Source organism: Streptomyces sp. PL-29, assembly GCF_058344425.1.
This window is the reverse complement of sequence record NZ_CP136996.1, coordinates 6,485,515-6,499,977: the sequence shown is the minus strand read 5'-3', so window position 1 is coordinate 6,499,977 and position 14,463 is coordinate 6,485,515. Positions and strand designations below refer to the sequence as shown.

General features: G+C 73.9%; 14 protein-coding genes. 8 read left to right on the top strand and 6 right to left on the bottom strand.

Features of this window, described 5'->3' with window-relative positions:
- Positions 1–379 precede the first annotated feature (379 nt).
- Positions 380–1,444 carry an NAD-dependent epimerase/dehydratase family protein gene (locus R4Z63_RS29610; RefSeq protein WP_037916786.1) on the top strand — a complete coding sequence of 355 codons (1,065 nt, stop codon included), beginning with the start codon at positions 380–382 and terminating at the stop codon, positions 1,442–1,444.
- Positions 1,445–1,641: 197 nt separating this feature from the next.
- Here R4Z63_RS29610 and R4Z63_RS29605 read toward each other — a convergent pair whose 3' ends face one another.
- Positions 1,642–2,751 carry a sensor histidine kinase gene (locus tag R4Z63_RS29605; protein WP_384448564.1) on the bottom strand — a complete coding sequence of 370 codons (1,110 nt, stop codon included), beginning with the start codon at positions 2,749–2,751 and terminating at the stop codon, positions 1,642–1,644.
- Positions 2,744–3,532: a response regulator transcription factor gene (locus R4Z63_RS29600; RefSeq protein WP_384448561.1), complete on the bottom strand. Its 789-nt coding sequence runs from the start codon at positions 3,530–3,532 to the stop codon at positions 2,744–2,746. The genes R4Z63_RS29605 and R4Z63_RS29600 overlap by 8 nt, the downstream gene beginning before the upstream one ends.
- Positions 3,533–3,654: 122 nt before the next feature.
- Between R4Z63_RS29600 and R4Z63_RS29595 the strand changes: the two genes are divergently transcribed.
- The 3 genes from R4Z63_RS29595 to R4Z63_RS29585 are packed head-to-tail and all read left to right on the top strand — an operon-like array spanning position 3,655 to position 5,641.
- A complete protein-coding gene (locus R4Z63_RS29595) occupies positions 3,655–4,368 on the top strand; it encodes a glycosyltransferase family 2 protein (protein ID WP_037916780.1) in 714 nt (237 codons plus the stop codon).
- Complete coding sequence (locus R4Z63_RS29590; protein ID WP_384448558.1) at positions 4,365–4,985, top strand: TIGR04282 family arsenosugar biosynthesis glycosyltransferase; 621 nt, start codon at positions 4,365–4,367, stop codon at positions 4,983–4,985. Before R4Z63_RS29595 ends, R4Z63_RS29590 begins: the two co-directional genes overlap by 4 nt.
- Positions 4,982–5,641 carry a class I SAM-dependent methyltransferase gene (locus R4Z63_RS29585; protein WP_384448555.1) on the top strand — a complete coding sequence of 220 codons (660 nt, stop codon included), beginning with the start codon at positions 4,982–4,984 and terminating at the stop codon, positions 5,639–5,641. The genes R4Z63_RS29590 and R4Z63_RS29585 overlap by 4 nt, the downstream gene beginning before the upstream one ends.
- 82 nt (positions 5,642–5,723) lie before the next feature.
- Here R4Z63_RS29585 and R4Z63_RS29580 read toward each other — a convergent pair whose 3' ends face one another.
- Entirely contained in the window at positions 5,724–6,131 is a 408-nt protein-coding gene (locus R4Z63_RS29580; protein WP_037916776.1) for a hypothetical protein, read from the bottom strand.
- Positions 6,131–7,273 (bottom strand): molybdopterin-dependent oxidoreductase, encoded by a 1,143-nt coding sequence (locus R4Z63_RS29575; protein ID WP_052030094.1) that lies wholly within the window; start codon positions 7,271–7,273, stop codon positions 6,131–6,133. Before R4Z63_RS29575 ends, R4Z63_RS29580 begins: the two co-directional genes overlap by 1 nt.
- Before the next feature lie 114 nt (positions 7,274–7,387).
- On the opposite strand from R4Z63_RS29575, the gene R4Z63_RS29570 reads away from it, so the two are divergent.
- Entirely contained in the window at positions 7,388–8,836 is a 1,449-nt protein-coding gene (locus R4Z63_RS29570) for a glycosyltransferase 87 family protein (protein WP_384448551.1), read from the top strand.
- A gap of 218 nt (positions 8,837–9,054) precedes the next feature.
- Here the strand turns inward: R4Z63_RS29570 and R4Z63_RS29565 are convergent, their stop codons facing one another.
- Complete coding sequence (locus tag R4Z63_RS29565) at positions 9,055–9,732, bottom strand: response regulator transcription factor (RefSeq protein ID WP_384448548.1); 678 nt, start codon at positions 9,730–9,732, stop codon at positions 9,055–9,057.
- Entirely contained in the window at positions 9,729–10,982 is a 1,254-nt protein-coding gene (locus R4Z63_RS29560; protein ID WP_384448546.1) for a HAMP domain-containing sensor histidine kinase, read from the bottom strand. Before R4Z63_RS29560 ends, R4Z63_RS29565 begins: the two co-directional genes overlap by 4 nt.
- 124 nt (positions 10,983–11,106) lie before the next feature.
- Between R4Z63_RS29560 and R4Z63_RS29555 the strand changes: the two genes are divergently transcribed.
- The 3 genes from R4Z63_RS29555 to R4Z63_RS29545 are packed head-to-tail and all read left to right on the top strand — an operon-like array spanning position 11,107 to position 14,443.
- Positions 11,107–12,051 (top strand): ABC transporter ATP-binding protein, encoded by a 945-nt coding sequence (locus R4Z63_RS29555; RefSeq protein ID WP_384448543.1) that lies wholly within the window; start codon positions 11,107–11,109, stop codon positions 12,049–12,051.
- Positions 12,048–13,610: a DUF1349 domain-containing protein gene (locus R4Z63_RS29550; protein WP_384448540.1), complete on the top strand. Its 1,563-nt coding sequence runs from the start codon at positions 12,048–12,050 to the stop codon at positions 13,608–13,610. Before R4Z63_RS29555 ends, R4Z63_RS29550 begins: the two co-directional genes overlap by 4 nt.
- The gene (locus R4Z63_RS29545) at positions 13,607–14,443 is read left to right on the top strand and encodes an ABC-2 transporter permease (RefSeq protein WP_384448538.1); all 837 of its coding nucleotides are present in this window, start codon (positions 13,607–13,609) and stop codon (positions 14,441–14,443) included. Before R4Z63_RS29550 ends, R4Z63_RS29545 begins: the two co-directional genes overlap by 4 nt.
- Positions 14,444–14,463 lie beyond the last annotated feature (20 nt).

The following is a 14,463-nucleotide window of genomic DNA, read 5'->3' as shown; positions in this document are numbered from 1 at the left end:
GGGCAGCCCCCTGCCCATGGGGCTGCCCTACTTGGGCGGCAGTCGGGGATAGCGGAACGCCCCCTGCGAGCTCTGCCGGGGCAGAGCGGCGTTCACCCACACGAGAGTGCGGCGCCGCGGCGGCCCCGGGTACGGCTACCGTGGGGCCCGGGCCGGAACCGAACCAGTCCGCGGTGTCCGGCCCACCGGCGGGGAACGGCCCCGAACCGTGCCCCGGCGGCGTGGCCCCGGCGGCGAGCCGGGGCCATCAGCGGCTGCGCGACCGCGTCCCCCGACCGGCCCCGCACCGCGGGCGGATCCCCGGCACCCGTATGACGGAACTCTTACGTCCGCGCGTGGGAGGTGCCCCGGCGGCCCCGCACTGCGTAGCGTCCGGAGCATGCGCGTACTCGTCACCGGAGGGGCCGGGTTCATCGGCTCCCACATCGTCACCGCCCTCACCGACCGTGGGCACGAGCCCGTCGTCCTCGACGCCCTGCTGCCCGCCGCCCACCCCGGTACCCCGCCCCTGCCCGAGGCCGAGTTCGTCCACGCCGACGTACGGGACGCGGACGCCGTCCGGGTAGCGCTGCGCGGAGTGGACGCGGTGTGCCACCAGGCGGCGATGGTCGGCCTCGGCAAGGACTTCGCCGATGCCCCCGCGTACGTCGGCTGCAACGACCTCGGCACGGCGGTCCTGCTGGCCGAGATGGCGGGGGCGGGGGTCCGGGAACTCGTCCTCGCCGGGTCGATGGTGGTCTACGGCGAGGGTCGGTACACGTGCGAAAGGCACGGAACGGTGCGCCCCGGAGCACGCCGGACCGAGGACCTGGCGGCCGGCCGGTTCGAACCCCGCTGTCCCGACTGCGGGGCCGAGCTGACGCCGGGTCTGGTCGGCGAGGACGCGGCGACCGATCCGCGCAACGTGTACGCGTCGACGAAACTGGCGCAGGAGCACCTGGCGGCGTCCTGGGCCCGCTGCGTGGAGGGCCGTGCGGTGTCGTTGCGCTACCACAACGTGTACGGGCCGGGCATGCCCCGCGACACCCCGTACGCCGGCGTCGCGTCCTTCTTCCGCTCCTCTCTCGCCCGCGGCGAGGCCCCGCGGGTCTTCGAGGACGGCGCCCAGCGCCGAGATTTCGTCCACGTCCGGGACGTGGCCGCGGCGAACGCGGTGGCGCTGGAGGCCGCCGGCACCCGGCCGGCGGGTGCCCTGACGGCGTACAACACCGGCAGCGGGGATCCGCACACGGTCGGCGAGATGGCCGCCGCGCTGGCCTCGGCGCACGGCGGACCGGCCCCGGTGGTCACGGGCGAGTTCCGACTCGGCGACGTCCGGCACATCACCGCCGACTCCGCACGGCTGCGCGAGGAGCTCGGCTGGCGCCCGGTGGTCGACTTCACCGACGGCATGGCCGAGTTCGCACGGGCGGGTCAGCGCGCATCGGCCGGCCTGCCCGGCTGATGCCGGAACCGGCCGGCGCGGCCGGCCGGTTCCGCGCCCGCCGGGCACCGTGGGCGTCCGGCCGCCGGCGTCGAGGACGTTCGGCCGCGCGTCGCCGGTACGCGGGCGGTCCCGTGATCCCCGGCGGGCTCGGGCGTGCTCGGGGGCGGGCTCCGCAGGGTTCCGGCGAAGCCCCTCCCGCTCCCGCCCGGTGCGCTCTACGCGGGGGCCGGGAGGGTCAGTTCGAAGCGGCACCCGCCGGGCACGTTGTGCACGTCCGCGTGGCCCGAGTGCGCCTCCACGATGCCCCGGACGATGGCCAGACCGAGGCCCGCGCCCGAAGGGGGCGTACGCGCCGGGGAGCCTCGCCATCCGGTGTCGAAGACGCGGGGCAGGTCCTCCTCGGGGATGCCGCCGCAGGCGTCGGTGACGGACAGCACCACCGCGTCCGCGCGGCGTTCGGCGGCGACGGCGACCGTCCCGTCGGCCGGGGTGTGACGGATGGCGTTGACCAGCAGGTTCGACAGCACTCGGGTCATCTCCTTGCCGTCGACCTCCACCGGCAGCGGGGCGACGCTGCCGCCGGCCAGGCGCACCCCGTGCTCGCGGGCGAGTGCGTCCGCGCCCGCCAGCGCGTCACCGACCAGGTCGTACAGGGACATGCGGGTGGGGCTGAGGGAGAGCGCGCCGGCATGGATCCGGGACAGCTCGAAGAGGTCGGTGACCATGGAGTTGAGGCGCTCCACCTCGGCGCGCATCTGCTGGTGGTAGCGGGCGGGGTCGGCCACCACTCCGTCCTCCAACGCCTCCGACATCGCGCGCAGCCCCGCCAGCGGGGTCCGCAGGTCGTGGGAGATCCAGGCCACGAGCTCACGCCGGGAGGTCTCCAGGGCCCGCTCGCGTTCGCGTGAGGCCAGCAGCCGGTCACTGGTGAGGGCCAGTTCGCGGCTCAGCGCGGCCAGTTCGGCGGGGGCCGGCACCAGGGGGACCCGGAAGGTGCCTTCTTCTCCGAAGTCGCGAGCGGCGCCGACGAGTTCCCGACAGCGCAGCACCACCTGGCGGCCCAGCAGCAGCGCCGTTCCCAGCGATACGGCGGCGGCCATCGCGACGACCGTGGTCACCACGGCCAGGTCGTGGGAGGACAGGAACATGGCCCACGCCACCATGAGGGTGCCGGCGAGCATCGCGGACACCGCGACCGCGGCGACGACCGCGAGGGAGACGGCGACGCTGCGCCGCCGCAGTATCCGCAGCGCGAGGGCGCCGAGGAGTCCCGCGGCCGCCGCGCCGAGGAAGGCGTACAGGGCTATCAGCAGCAGGTCACCCACGGCCGTCCTCCGTCCGGGCCGGGTCCGGCGCGTCACCGGACGGACGAGGTCCCGCCTCGAACCGGTATCCGGCGCCCCATACCGTCCGGATCAGCCGGGGGTCGGCCGGATCCTTCTCGATCTTGCTCCGCAGTCGGCGGACGTGCACGGTCACGGTGGAGAGGTCGCCGTAGTCCCAGCCCCAGACCTCGCGCATCAGCCGCTCCCGGTCGCAGACCTGGCCCGGGTGCCGCAGGAAGTACACGAGCAGGTCGAACTCCCTCAGGGTCAGCGCCAGCTCCCTTCCGTCCCGCGTCGCACGACGGGCCGCGGGGTCCACGGTGAGGCCCGCGACCACCAGCAACGGTTCGTCGGCCGGAGCGGTCGAGGAACTGCGGCGCAGGACCGACCGCACGCGCAGGACCAGCTCCCGCGGGCTGAAGGGCTTGGTCACGTAGTCGTCCGCACCCACCTCCAGGCCCAGGATCCGGTCGTCCTCGTCGCCGCGCGCGGTGAGCATGACCACGGGGACGGAAGGCCTTCCGCTCCCGCTCGCACGCAGCCGGCGGCAGACTTCCAAGCCGTCCATACCGGGCAGCATCAGGTCCAGGACGACCAGGTCGGGACGGTGACGCGCGGCGCTCTCCAAGGCGGCCGGGCCGTCGTCGGCACGGTGCACGGTGAATCCGGCCCGCTCCAGATAGCCGGCCACGACCTCGGAGACGGTCGGATCGTCGTCCACGACCAGGACGCGGCCCGTGCCGTCACCGGGGCCGGGCCCGGTTTCGTTGCTGATTGCCATGCCCCCAGGGTGCACCACGCCGCGACGTCCGGAGCCGGGCCGTCCGCCGTACGGCACGGCGTCCGCGTTTCGTAAGGTCTTCGGGCGCCTTTGGGCGCCTTCCGGTTCCTACGGTGTGGAGGGTGACTCCTTCTGCTCGTCCGCCCCGCGCGGACCTCGTACTTCCCTGCCTCGACGAGGCCGAGGCACTGCCCTGGGTTCTGGCGCGGGTGCCGTCCGGCTGGCGGGCCATCGTCGTCGACAACGGCTCCTCCGACGGCTCGGCCGACATCGCCCGTTCCCTCGGCGCCACCGTCGTCCACGAGGCCCGGCGCGGTTTCGGCGCCGCCTGCCACGCCGGGCTGCGTGCCGCCCGCGCCGAGTTCGTCTGCTTCTGCGACTGCGACGCCTCCATGGACCCCGGCCTGCTCGCCCCGATGGCCGAGCGGGTCGCCGCCGGCGAGGTGGACCTGCTGCTCGGCCGCCGCCGCCCACAGGGACGCGGCGCCTGGCCCGCGCACGCGCGGGCCGGAAACATCGCGCTGTCCCGGATGCTGCGCCACCGGACCGGCCTGCGCCTGCACGACCTCGGCCCGATGCGGGTCGCGCGCCGCGAGGCACTGCTCGGCCTGGAGCTGACGGACCGGCGCAGCGGCTATCCGCTCCAGATGGTCGTACGGGCCGCCGACGCCGGCTGGCGGGTGGCCGAGACCGATGTCCCCTACCTGCCGCGCTCCGGCAAGTCGAAGGTGACGGGGACCTGGCGGGGCACCTGGCACGCCGTGCGCGACATGCGCCGGGTCCTGGCCGAGCCACCGGTCACCCACGGCGCACCGACCGAGGGGATCTCCGCATGAGCACCGTCCTCGTCATCGCCAAGGCTCCCGTCCCCGGGCGGGTGAAGACCCGGCTGACCGCGCAGTTCACCCCGCAGCAGGCCGCCGACCTGGCGTGTGCCGCGTTGGAGGACACCCTCGCGGCGGTCCTGGCGACGCCGGCCCGGCGCCGCGTCCTGGTCCTGGACGGAGAGCCCGGGCCCTGGGTCCCGCCCGGCATCGAGGTCGTCCCCCAGTGCACGGGAGGCCTGGACGTGCGGCTGGCGGCAGCCTTCGCCCTGGCGGCGGGGCCCGCCTTGCTGATCGGGATGGACACCCCGCAGGTGGCCCCCGGCCTGCTCGCGCTCGGGCTCGACTTCGCGGAGGCGGACGCCTGGTTCGGGCCCGCCGACGACGGCGGGTTCTGGGCGCTCGGCCTGGCCGCACCCGACCCGGCGCTCCTGCTCGGCGTCCCCATGTCGGCGGCTCACACGGGTGAGGTGCAACGGCAACGGCTGACCGGCGCGGGGCTGACCGTACGGGACCTCCCCGAGCTCTGCGACGTGGACACCCCCGACGACGCGCAGCGGGTGGCCGCGGCCGCGCCGGGGACCCGGTTCGCCGCGCTGCACGCCGGACTGTGTGCGGTGACACGATGACCGCCCAGCTCACCGAGCCGGCCGCGCGGGCCTGGCAGGCCGACCCGTACGCCGACGCGCTGCGCGCCGGGCAGGGCCCGCTCTACCTCCGGCGTCACGACGGCTGGCTGCTCCCCCTGGACGTCGAGCGGTGGTGCGCCGAGCCCGACGCGGCCGACCACACCGTGCTGGCCCGGTGCACCGGGCCCGTCCTCGACATCGGCTGCGGACCGGGCCGTCTGGTCGCCGCGCTCGCCGGACTGGGACACACCGCGCTCGGTGTGGACGTCACTCCCGAGGCGGTGACGCGCACCGTGCGGGCGGGCGGCAGCGCGCTGTGCCGGTCCGTCTTCGACCCGCTTCCCCGTGAGGGCGGTTGGGGCACGGTCCTGCTCATGGACGGCAACATCGGCATCGGCGGCGACCCGGCCGCCCTGCTGCGCCGGGCGGCCGAACTGACCGCGCCCGGCGGCTCCCTGCTGGTCGAGGCGGCCTCCTCCGACGTGGACGAGCGCGTGGAGGTCTCCGTCGAGGACGGCGCGGGCGGCCGCGGTGCTTCCTTCTGGTGGGCGCGGCTCGGGACCCGCGCCCTGCGGGCAGAGGCGGGGGCTGCGGGCTGGACCCCGTACGACACCTGGCAGGTGGCGGGCCGGCATTTCGTGCACCTGACGCACTGACCGGTGGACCGCAGGGGGAAGCCGGGGGCGGAATCCGCAGTGGTACGGATTCCACCCCCGGTTTCTCCGCGCCGGCCGGTCCTCAGCGGCCCGCGCGGCGGACCCTGCCCACCATGGCGCGCACACCGGTGTACGCCGCGGTCAGCACCGCGATGGCCGCCATGAGGAGGAGCCAGTTGCGCAGGTAGTCGAGCGGGAGCACGGTGGGGTTGGCCACGCCTGCCGGACGCAGCAGCGGGGGAAGCGCGATCGCGGTCAGGGAGCCCGCGACGATCAGGGCTCCGCGCACGACACCGCGCAATCGCAGCCCGACCGCGCCGACGAGTGCGGCGACGGCCAGCACGAGCGGCGCGACGAGTCCGTCGTGCACCACGACCGCTCCCCCGAGCCACACGGCGATCCGCCACGGCTCGCGCTGCTGGAGCAGCAGCCAGCCTCCCCAGGCCGCACACATGGCCCCCGAGACTCCCACCGCGTACCGGATGCCCATCACACGACCTCCAGCCGGCCGACCCACTTGGTCTGCAGAACACCGGGCCGGTTCGGGGCGATGATCCGTGCCGGATAGCCGTGGTCCAGGGACAGCACCTCGCCGTTCAGCCGCAACGCCAGCAGGGTGAGCGGATCCTGCGCGTAGTGCCGGCCCATCTCCATGACCCGGTAGGCGCCCGCCTCCTCCACCGAGACCACGCGGGCCCGCGCACCGGGGCCACCGCCGGCCCTCTCCAGGAGGTCCCGTACCCGTACCCCGGTCCACCGCGCGGACTTGCTCCAGCCCTCGACGCAGGCGATGGGCAGGGTCGCGTGGTGCTGGGGCATGGCGCGCAGTTCCTCCAGCGTGAGGGTGTACGGGCGCGGCCCGTCCACGGTCAGCCGCCAGTCGGCCAGCGAGGCCCGGGAGACGCGCGCGGCTGCCGCCGTCCGGTTCACGGGCAGCCCCTGCACCCCGTGGGCGGGGCTGCGCGGGCCGAACAGCTCCAGTGCGCCGAGTGCGGTGACGGACTGTCCGGCGGTGGTGACCGTCACCGCTCCGACCGCGGCGGTGACACCGAGGAGGAGCTGGCGCCGGTCCGGACCGTCGGCGGCGGGCAGGGCCAGAGTTCCGGGGGATCGACGGGTGAAGTGGTCGCGGATCTGCGGCCATCGCACGGCCAGGTGCAGGAGCAGCGATCCGAGCAGGAGCCAGGCGACCGCGTAGTGCACGGGAACGAAGTTGAAGGGCCAGGGGTACCACTGGAAAGTGTTCAGCAGCCCGGTGAACAGTTCGAACAGTGCGGCCGCGACGAGGACGGCCACGGAGATCCGCTCCAGGGCGTGGCGCAGCGAGCGGACCGGCGGCCACGCGAACAGCCGCGGGTAGACGGCCCACAGCTTCGCCAGCAGCAACGGGACGGCCGCGATCCCGGACGCCACGTGGAGTCCCTGGGTGAGCCGGTAGCCCCAGTACGGGCGGCTCGGCAGCCGGTCGGCCAGCCAGCCCGGCGGGTGCTGAAGGTAGTGGCTCAGCACACCGGTCGCGAAGCAGACGACCATGGCCAGGCCGAGCCAGCGGCCGATCGCGGTCGCGGTACGGGCATCGTGCAGGCGCCCTTTGAAGGTGACGGGCGGCCCGGAATTCAAAGTCCAACGCATGCCCCCATCACACCCCCGGCGAGGGCCGCGCAGGTGGCCGGAACACCTTACGAAACACGGACGTCCGAGGTGGCGAGGCCCCCGGACGGGCCGATACCTGGAACGCTTCCGCAGGTGAAACCCCTTACCGCCATCTCCTCTCGCGCCGCACTCGTGACCACCGCCCTCGCCCTCGCCGCACTCACGGCGGTGCTCGCCCTCACCGTCATGTACGGGGGCTACTTCAGCAATCCCGGCGGACTTTTCGGGTGGTACGCGGTCTGCTGGGCGCTCTTCGCGGTCGCTCTGCTCGCGCTGCGCCGGGTCCCGCCCCGCCGTGTCGCGGGGCTGATTCTCGCGGGGGCGGTCGCCGTCACGGTGACCGGCCTGCTGGCTCCCCCGCGGACCAGCACCGACTCCTACCGCTATGCCTGGGACGGCCGTGTCCAGTCGGCCGGCGTCTCCCCGTACGACCATCCTCCGCAGGACCCGGCTCTCGCCCGGCTGCGCGACCCCTGGCTCTTCCCCACCGGGGCCGCCTGCCAGGGCCCCGACCTCGCCCGCATCCCGTCCGCCGAGGGCACGGGCCACTGCACGCGCATCAACCGACCCGCCGTCCACACCATCTACCCGCCCGTCGCCGAGGCGTACTTCCTGGCCGTCGACCGGCTGTCCCCCGAGGGCGCCCGGCACAAGCCGCTCCAGACCGGTGCCGCCCTGATCTCCCTCGGCGTCACGGGCGCCGTCCTCCTGGTCCTGCGACGGCGCGGCGACGACCTGCGCACGGCGGCGTACTGGGCCTGGTGTCCGGCCGTTCCGCTGGAGGCGGTCAACAACGCGCACGTGGACGTGCTGGGCGTGCTCCTCACGGTCGCCGGACTCGGCCTCGTCGCGTCCCGGGCCCTGGCCGGGCGGGCGGCGGGCGGCGTGCTGATCGGCGCCGCGGTCGCGACGAAGCTGATGCCTGCCGTCGTCCTTCCCGGTGCGCTGTCGGGGGTCCGGCGCCTGCGCGACGCGGTCGCGGTGCTGCTGCCGGTGGCGGCGTTCACCCTGCTCTCCTACCTGCCCTACGTCCTGCTGTCGCACGGCTCGGTCTTCGGATACCTCGGCGGCTACGTCGAGGAGGAGGGCTACGACGACCCCTCGGCCGGATCCCGCTACTCGCTCCTGCGACTGGTCCTGCCCGACAGTTGGGCGTTTCCCGTACTGCTCGTCATCGTCGCGGCCGTGTCCCTCCACGTCATCCGGCGCGGCGATCCGCAGCGCCCCTGGAGCGGCGCCCTGCAGGTCACCGGCTGGTCCTTCGTCCTCCTCACTCCGGGCTACTCCTGGTACGCGCTGCTGCTGATCGCCCTCGTCGCCCTCGACGGCCGCTGGGAATGGCTCGGCATCCCCCTGGCGGGCGCCGCCGTCTACGTCCTCGGCCCGACCTTCGGCTACCAGCCGGCCCTGAGCAACATCGCCTACGGAGCGGCGACCGTCCTCGTTCTCGTGAGGGGCCGCATCCGACGGCGGCCGTGCCCACCGGGGGCCGGCGGGTCCGAGCCGCTGCCCTCGCCCGGTGCCGCCCGCTCCCCGCGCTGAGGGGCGGGCCCGCACGGTGGCACCCGCCGCAGGTGGTCGGCCGCATGCGACGGCGGTCGGGGACCGGCCCGCGGGTGTGCGAGCCTCCGACGGGCGGTCCGCACCCCCGCGGGCCGGCGGGCGCTCGTGCCGAACGATGGCCCCCGCGGAGCCGACCGCTGAGGTCGGGCGCACGGGGCACCGCCTCCGCTCGCGGGTCGCCGGCCCCTGGTGGCTGCTCAGTTTGCCGGGACGGCTGGGTCGGTGATCCGATACCCCACGCCGGGCGTGGTGGCGATGACCGGAGGGGCACCGAGTTTGCGGCGCAGACGGCTGATGGTCACCGTGACGGTGTTGGTGAACGGGTCGGCGTGTTCGTCCCAGACCTGTTCGAGGAGGTTCTCCGTGCTGAGGAAGGCGGGGCTTGCGTTCAGGAGGGCTTCGAGCACCGCGAATTCCTTGATGGAAAGGTCGAGTTGGCGGCCGTCGCGGCTGGCGGTGCGGCGGGTCGGGTCGAGTTCGATGCCCGCGCTGCTCAGGGTGCGGGAGCGGGCGGCGGGCCGGCGGCGGGCCAGGGCGCGGATGCGCAGGACGAGTTCGGGAAAGTGGAAGGGCTTGGCGAGGTAGTCGTCGGCGCCCAGGGTCAGGCCGCTGACGCGGTCGCCGGGCGAGTCGGCGGCGGTCAGCATCAGGACCATCACGCGACCGTCCCGCTCGGTGATCATTTGGCAGAGGGTGTCGCCGTGGATGCCCGGCAGGTCGCGGTCGAGCACGACGACGTCGTACGCGTTGACGTCCAGTTTGGCCGCGGCGTCGAGCCCGTCGTGGGCCATGTCCACGGCCATGCCCTGGTCGCGCAGTCCCTCGGCAATGACTTCCGCGAGGGGGCGGGCGTCCTCGACCACCAGGACTCTCACCGCACCACTCCCCTCTCCGTGTGGGGAGTTTCCGCCGTCGCCCTGCCGTCCGTACGGGGGAGGGTGACGGTGACGCGCAGGCCGCCGTCGGGGCGGGCGCGCAGGTCCAGGGTGCCATGGTGGGCCCGGGTGATGGCGGCGACGATGGAGAGGCCGAGGCCGCTTCCCCGGCCGCTGCCGGTCCGGTCGGCGCCAAGGCGGCGGAAGGGCTGCCCGAGGTCCGCCACTCGCCGCTGGTCGAGGACCGGTCCACTGGACTCGACGACGAGGGACACTGCGCCTGCGCCGTCTCCTTCGGCCCCTACCGCGACACCGATCCATCCCCCGGGGTCGTTGTGCGCGATCGCATTGTCGACCACGTTGTCGACCGCACGGCGCAGCAGCGTCTGGCTGCCCCACACCCACGCGGAGCCGTCGATCCGGTTCTCCCGCACGGTCAGGTCCTTGGCCGCAATGTCCTTCGCCCGGCCGGTCAGGGCAGTCAGCGCTAGTTGGCCGAGGGGGAGGCGCGCCGAGTCGGTGAACTCGCCGTGCTGGGTGCGAGCCAGGACGAGGAAACCCTCCAGCAGCCGGTCCACCTGGTCGAGTTCGGCGCGCATCCGGGCGGCCAGCGTGGCCGTGGTCTCGGGCACCGGGCCCGGCTTGGCGAGGGCCACGTCCAGGGAGGCCCGCATCGTGGTGAGCGGGGTGCGCAGCTCGTGGGAGGCGTTCGCGACGAAGAGGCGCTGCGCATCGAAGGAGTTCTCCAGGCGGCCGAGGAGATCGTCGATGGTATCGGCGAGGTCCTTCACCTCGTCGCCGGGGCCGCCGATGGCCAGGCGTTCGTGCAGGCTGTCGGCGGTGATCCGGCGGGTGGCCGCTGTCATCACCCGCAGCGGGCGCAGCACCCGGCCTGCGACGAACCAGCCGAGGCCGACCGAGATCACCGCCATGACGCAGAGGGCGATGGCGGAGCCGAGCAGGATCTGCCGGGACTGCGTGTCGTGCGCCTGGGCCAGTTGCTGCTCCAGGCCGTCGATGCGGGCCTGGGCCTGTGCCGCCGTGGCTCGCTGATCGGTGCCACCATCGGGGGCGGTCTGACTGGAGCGCGATCCGCCGGATGCCACCAGGGCCGCGATGGCGAGCAGCCCCGTTCCCGACAGCAGGAACAGCGTCGCGTACAAGGCGGTGAAGCGGGTGCGGACAGTGCCACGGCGCAGGCCGAGCCGGGCAGTCAGGCCCGCGAGCCGTCGGGGCGGACCCCAGTTCATCCGTATGCTCCCTCTCGCCACTGCACCGGGACACGTACCGGGCCAGGCTAAGCCGAGGCACCTAACAGCGAGATGACAGAGGCCGTTCGGCCGCTGTCACGCGCTCCGTCGCAGGGTGGCGTCCATGAGCGATGAGAGTACGAAGGCGACGATCGAGGTCATCGGTCTGCGCAAGCGCTTCGGGCCGCGGCTGGCTCTGGACGGGATGACGTTCACCGTGCGGCCCGGACGGGTGACCGGCTTCGTCGGCCCGAACGGCGCGGGCAAGTCCACCACCATGCGCGTGATCCTGGGCCTTGACGCAGCTGAGGGATCGGCCCTGGTCGGCGGGGTGCCGTACCGCACCCTGCGGCGCCCGCTTCGACATCTGGGGGCACTGCTCGACGCCTCCGCGCTGCAACCGAGCCGCACCGCCCGTAACCACCTGTTGTGGCTGGCCCACTCACAGGGCGTGCCGGCCCGGCGGGTGGACGAGGTCATCGATCAGGCCGGCCTGGGCACAGCGGCCCGGCGCAAGGCCGGCGGCTTCTCGCTGGGCATGCGCCAGCGCCTGGGGATCGCGGCGGCGCTGCTCGGTGACCCGCCGGTGGTCATGTTGGACGAGCCGTTCAACGGCCTCGACCCCGACGGCATCGTGTGGATGCGCGGCTTCCTGGCGGAGCTGGCCCGGCAGGGCCGCGCCGTCCTGGTCTCCAGTCACCTGATGAGCGAACTCGAAGACACCGCGGACCATCTCGTGGTGATCGGTCGCGGCCGGGTCGTCGCGGACACCAGCGTGTCCGACCTGCTCGCCGAGGCGTCCGGCGGCCGGGTCACCCTGCGTACCTCCGCACCTGCGCGCGCCGCTCAGGTGCTGCACGGCGCGGGCGCCGCCGTCCTCACCACCGGCCCCGACACCCTCGGCGTCACGGGCCTGCCCGACGAGGAGATCGTCGCCCTGCTCGCCCGGAACGGGGTGCCGTTCTCCCAGGTGTCCGCGCACCGGGCGACGCTCGAAGAGGCGTACATGGAGCTCACCCGGGACGCGGTGGAGTACCGGGGCATCCCGGCGGGGGAGGCCGCGCGATGACCGCCGCCCTCACCCCTCGCCCCCCGGCCACGGAGCGCGCCGAGCGGGGCGGGTTCCTCAGAACGCTGCACGCCGAGTGGACGAAGTTCCGTACGGTACCCGGCTGGGTTCTCGCCATGGCGGGGGCGCTCCTGGTGACGATCGTGGTCGGCCTGCTCGGCACGGCCGCCCCCGCTCCCGGCGGTCGCGGCGCCGACTCCGCCTCGTATCCGAAGGGCCCCGGCGGCGAGGCCGTCAATGACAGCTTCTACTTCGTCCACAGGACACTCACCGGTGACGGCGCCCTCACCGTTCCCCTGCGGTCCCTGACCGGTGCGGCCGACACCGGGATCGGCGCGACGGTCCAGGGCGCCCAGCCCTGGGCGAAGGCAGGGATCATCGTGAAGGAAAGCCTCACCCAGGGATCGCCGTACGCGGCGGTCATGGCCACCGGTGGTCACGGTGTGCGCATGCAGTACGACTACACGCACGACACGGCGGGCCCGTCCGACGGGGTCACCCCGGAGTCCCCGCGCTGGCTTCGGCTGGTCCGCTCCGGTGACAGCCTCACCGGTTACGCCTCCACCGACGGCTCCCAGTGGACCTGGGTCGGCCATGCGAAGCTGCCTGGGCTTGCGCGCACCGTGCAGGCCGGGCTCTTCGCCACGTCACCGGAGGCGAAGCAGGACACCGCGGCGGGTACGGGCTTCAGCCCCGCCGTGGCCACCGCCGCCTTCGGCCGCCCCGGCCTCACCGGGCGCTGGTCCCCGGGTGCGTGGAGCGGTACACAAGTGGGCGGCGACGCGGGCACGTCCGGCAGCTACACGAACACCACTGAGGGCGGCTTCACGCAGACCGACGGCGGCGGGTTCACCGTGACCGGGGCCGGTGACATCGCGCCGGTCGTCGGCGGGCCCGTCATGGGCGTCGGCTTCTCCGTCGAGAACTTCCTCGTCGGCACCTTCGCCGGGCTGATCGTGGTGATCGCCGTGGGCACGGTGTTCATCACCGGCGAGTATCGGCGTGGTCTGCTGCGTACGACCGTGGCGGCAACTCCCCTGCGGGGCCGGGTGCTCGGCGCCAAGGCGCTGGTGGCCGGGGGCATCGCGTTCGCCATCGGCCTGGTGGCCGCCGCGATCACCATTCCCGTCGGGGAACACGGCGCACGCGGCAGGGGCTTTCGAGTCTTCCCCGTCACATCGGCGATCGAAGCGCGCGTCATGATCGGAACCGGCCTGCTCTGCGCAGCCGCCGCCGTGCTCGCTCTCGGCGTCGGTGCCGTGCTGCGGCGCAGCGGCACGGCGGTCGCCCTGGTCATCGCTTCGATCGTGCTGCCCTTCCTGCTAGCCACCTCCGGGGTACTGCCCCCGGGTGTCTCGGAGTGGCTGCTGCGGGTGACCCCGGCTGCGGGCTTCGCCGTCCAGCAGACGCTGCCGCAGTACGCGCAGGTGCTCAGCGTGTACGAACCGTCGACCGGCTACTACCCGCTGTCTCCGTGGGCCGGCCTCGCCGTGTCGTGCGGATACGCCGCGCTCGCCTTCGGTGTGGCCGTGGTGCGACTGCGGGGGAGGGACGTATGAGCCTCATGGGCGGTGCACGACGCGCGCGTGCGGCGGACGGCTCGTGGCGAGGGGGCTTCGGCCGCGCCCTGCGCGCCGAGTGGACAAAGCTGCGCACCGCAGGGGAAACGGGCAGGTTGCTTCTGCTCGCCGTCGCACTGACCGTGGCCGTCGGCTGCGGCACCGCCAAGGCCGTGACGTGCCCGGACGCGGGGTGTGGCCAGGACGCCGTCAAGCTCGCCCTGACCGGCGTCACCGTCGGGCAGGCGGTCATCGCCGTTCTCGCGGTGCTGGCCGTCAGCGGCGAGTACGGCACCGGGATGATCCGCACCACGCTCACTGCGGTGCCGAACCGGATCACCGTACTCGCCGCCAAGGTGACGATCCTCACCGCGGTCGTCCTCGCCTCCGGGACGCCTGCCGTCCTGGTCTCCCTCCTCGCCGGCCGCTCCATCCTGCCCGGCAACGGATTCACCGAGGCGCACGGCTATGCCCCGCTTTCCCTGGCCGACGGCCCGACCCTGCGCGCGGCCGTGGGCTCGGTCCTCTACCTCGTCCTGATCGCCCTGCTCGGCCTCGGCGTGGCGACGGCGGTACGGGAGGCGGCGACCGCGATCGGGATCGTGCTCGGGCTGCTCTACCTCTTCCCGCTCGTCACCCATGTGGTCAACGACCCGGCGTGGCAGCGGCACCTCCAGCAGATCTCGCCCATGACCGCCGGACTCTCGGTCCAAACCACCGTCCATCTGCACGAGCCGCCCATCGGCCCATGGGCCGGCCTGGGCGTGCTCGGGGCGTGGGCCGCGGCGGCGCTGCTGGTCGGCAGCCTGCTGCTGCACCGGCGCGACGGGTAGCCGAAGGGAGCCGTACGCGA

Excerpts from the sequence above, each read along its gene's own strand:
- R4Z63_RS29545 (WP_384448538.1), top strand. The coding sequence starts at position 13,607 with ATGAGCCTCATGGGCGGTGCACGACGCGCGCGTGCGGCGGACGGCTCG.
- R4Z63_RS29585 (WP_384448555.1), top strand. The coding sequence starts at position 4,982 with ATGACCGCCCAGCTCACCGAGCCGGCCGCGCGGGCCTGGCAGGCCGAC.
- R4Z63_RS29555 (WP_384448543.1), top strand. The coding sequence starts at position 11,107 with ATGAGCGATGAGAGTACGAAGGCGACGATCGAGGTCATCGGTCTGCGC.
- R4Z63_RS29600 (WP_384448561.1), bottom strand. The coding sequence starts at position 3,532 with ATGGCAATCAGCAACGAAACCGGGCCCGGCCCCGGTGACGGCACGGGC.
- R4Z63_RS29560 (WP_384448546.1), bottom strand. The coding sequence starts at position 10,982 with ATGAACTGGGGTCCGCCCCGACGGCTCGCGGGCCTGACTGCCCGGCTC.
- R4Z63_RS29610 (WP_037916786.1), top strand. The coding sequence starts at position 380 with ATGCGCGTACTCGTCACCGGAGGGGCCGGGTTCATCGGCTCCCACATC.
- R4Z63_RS29575 (WP_052030094.1), bottom strand. The coding sequence starts at position 7,273 with ATGCGTTGGACTTTGAATTCCGGGCCGCCCGTCACCTTCAAAGGGCGC.
- R4Z63_RS29590 (WP_384448558.1), top strand. The coding sequence starts at position 4,365 with ATGAGCACCGTCCTCGTCATCGCCAAGGCTCCCGTCCCCGGGCGGGTG.
- R4Z63_RS29580 (WP_037916776.1), bottom strand. The coding sequence starts at position 6,131 with ATGGGCATCCGGTACGCGGTGGGAGTCTCGGGGGCCATGTGTGCGGCC.
- R4Z63_RS29550 (WP_384448540.1), top strand. The coding sequence starts at position 12,048 with ATGACCGCCGCCCTCACCCCTCGCCCCCCGGCCACGGAGCGCGCCGAG.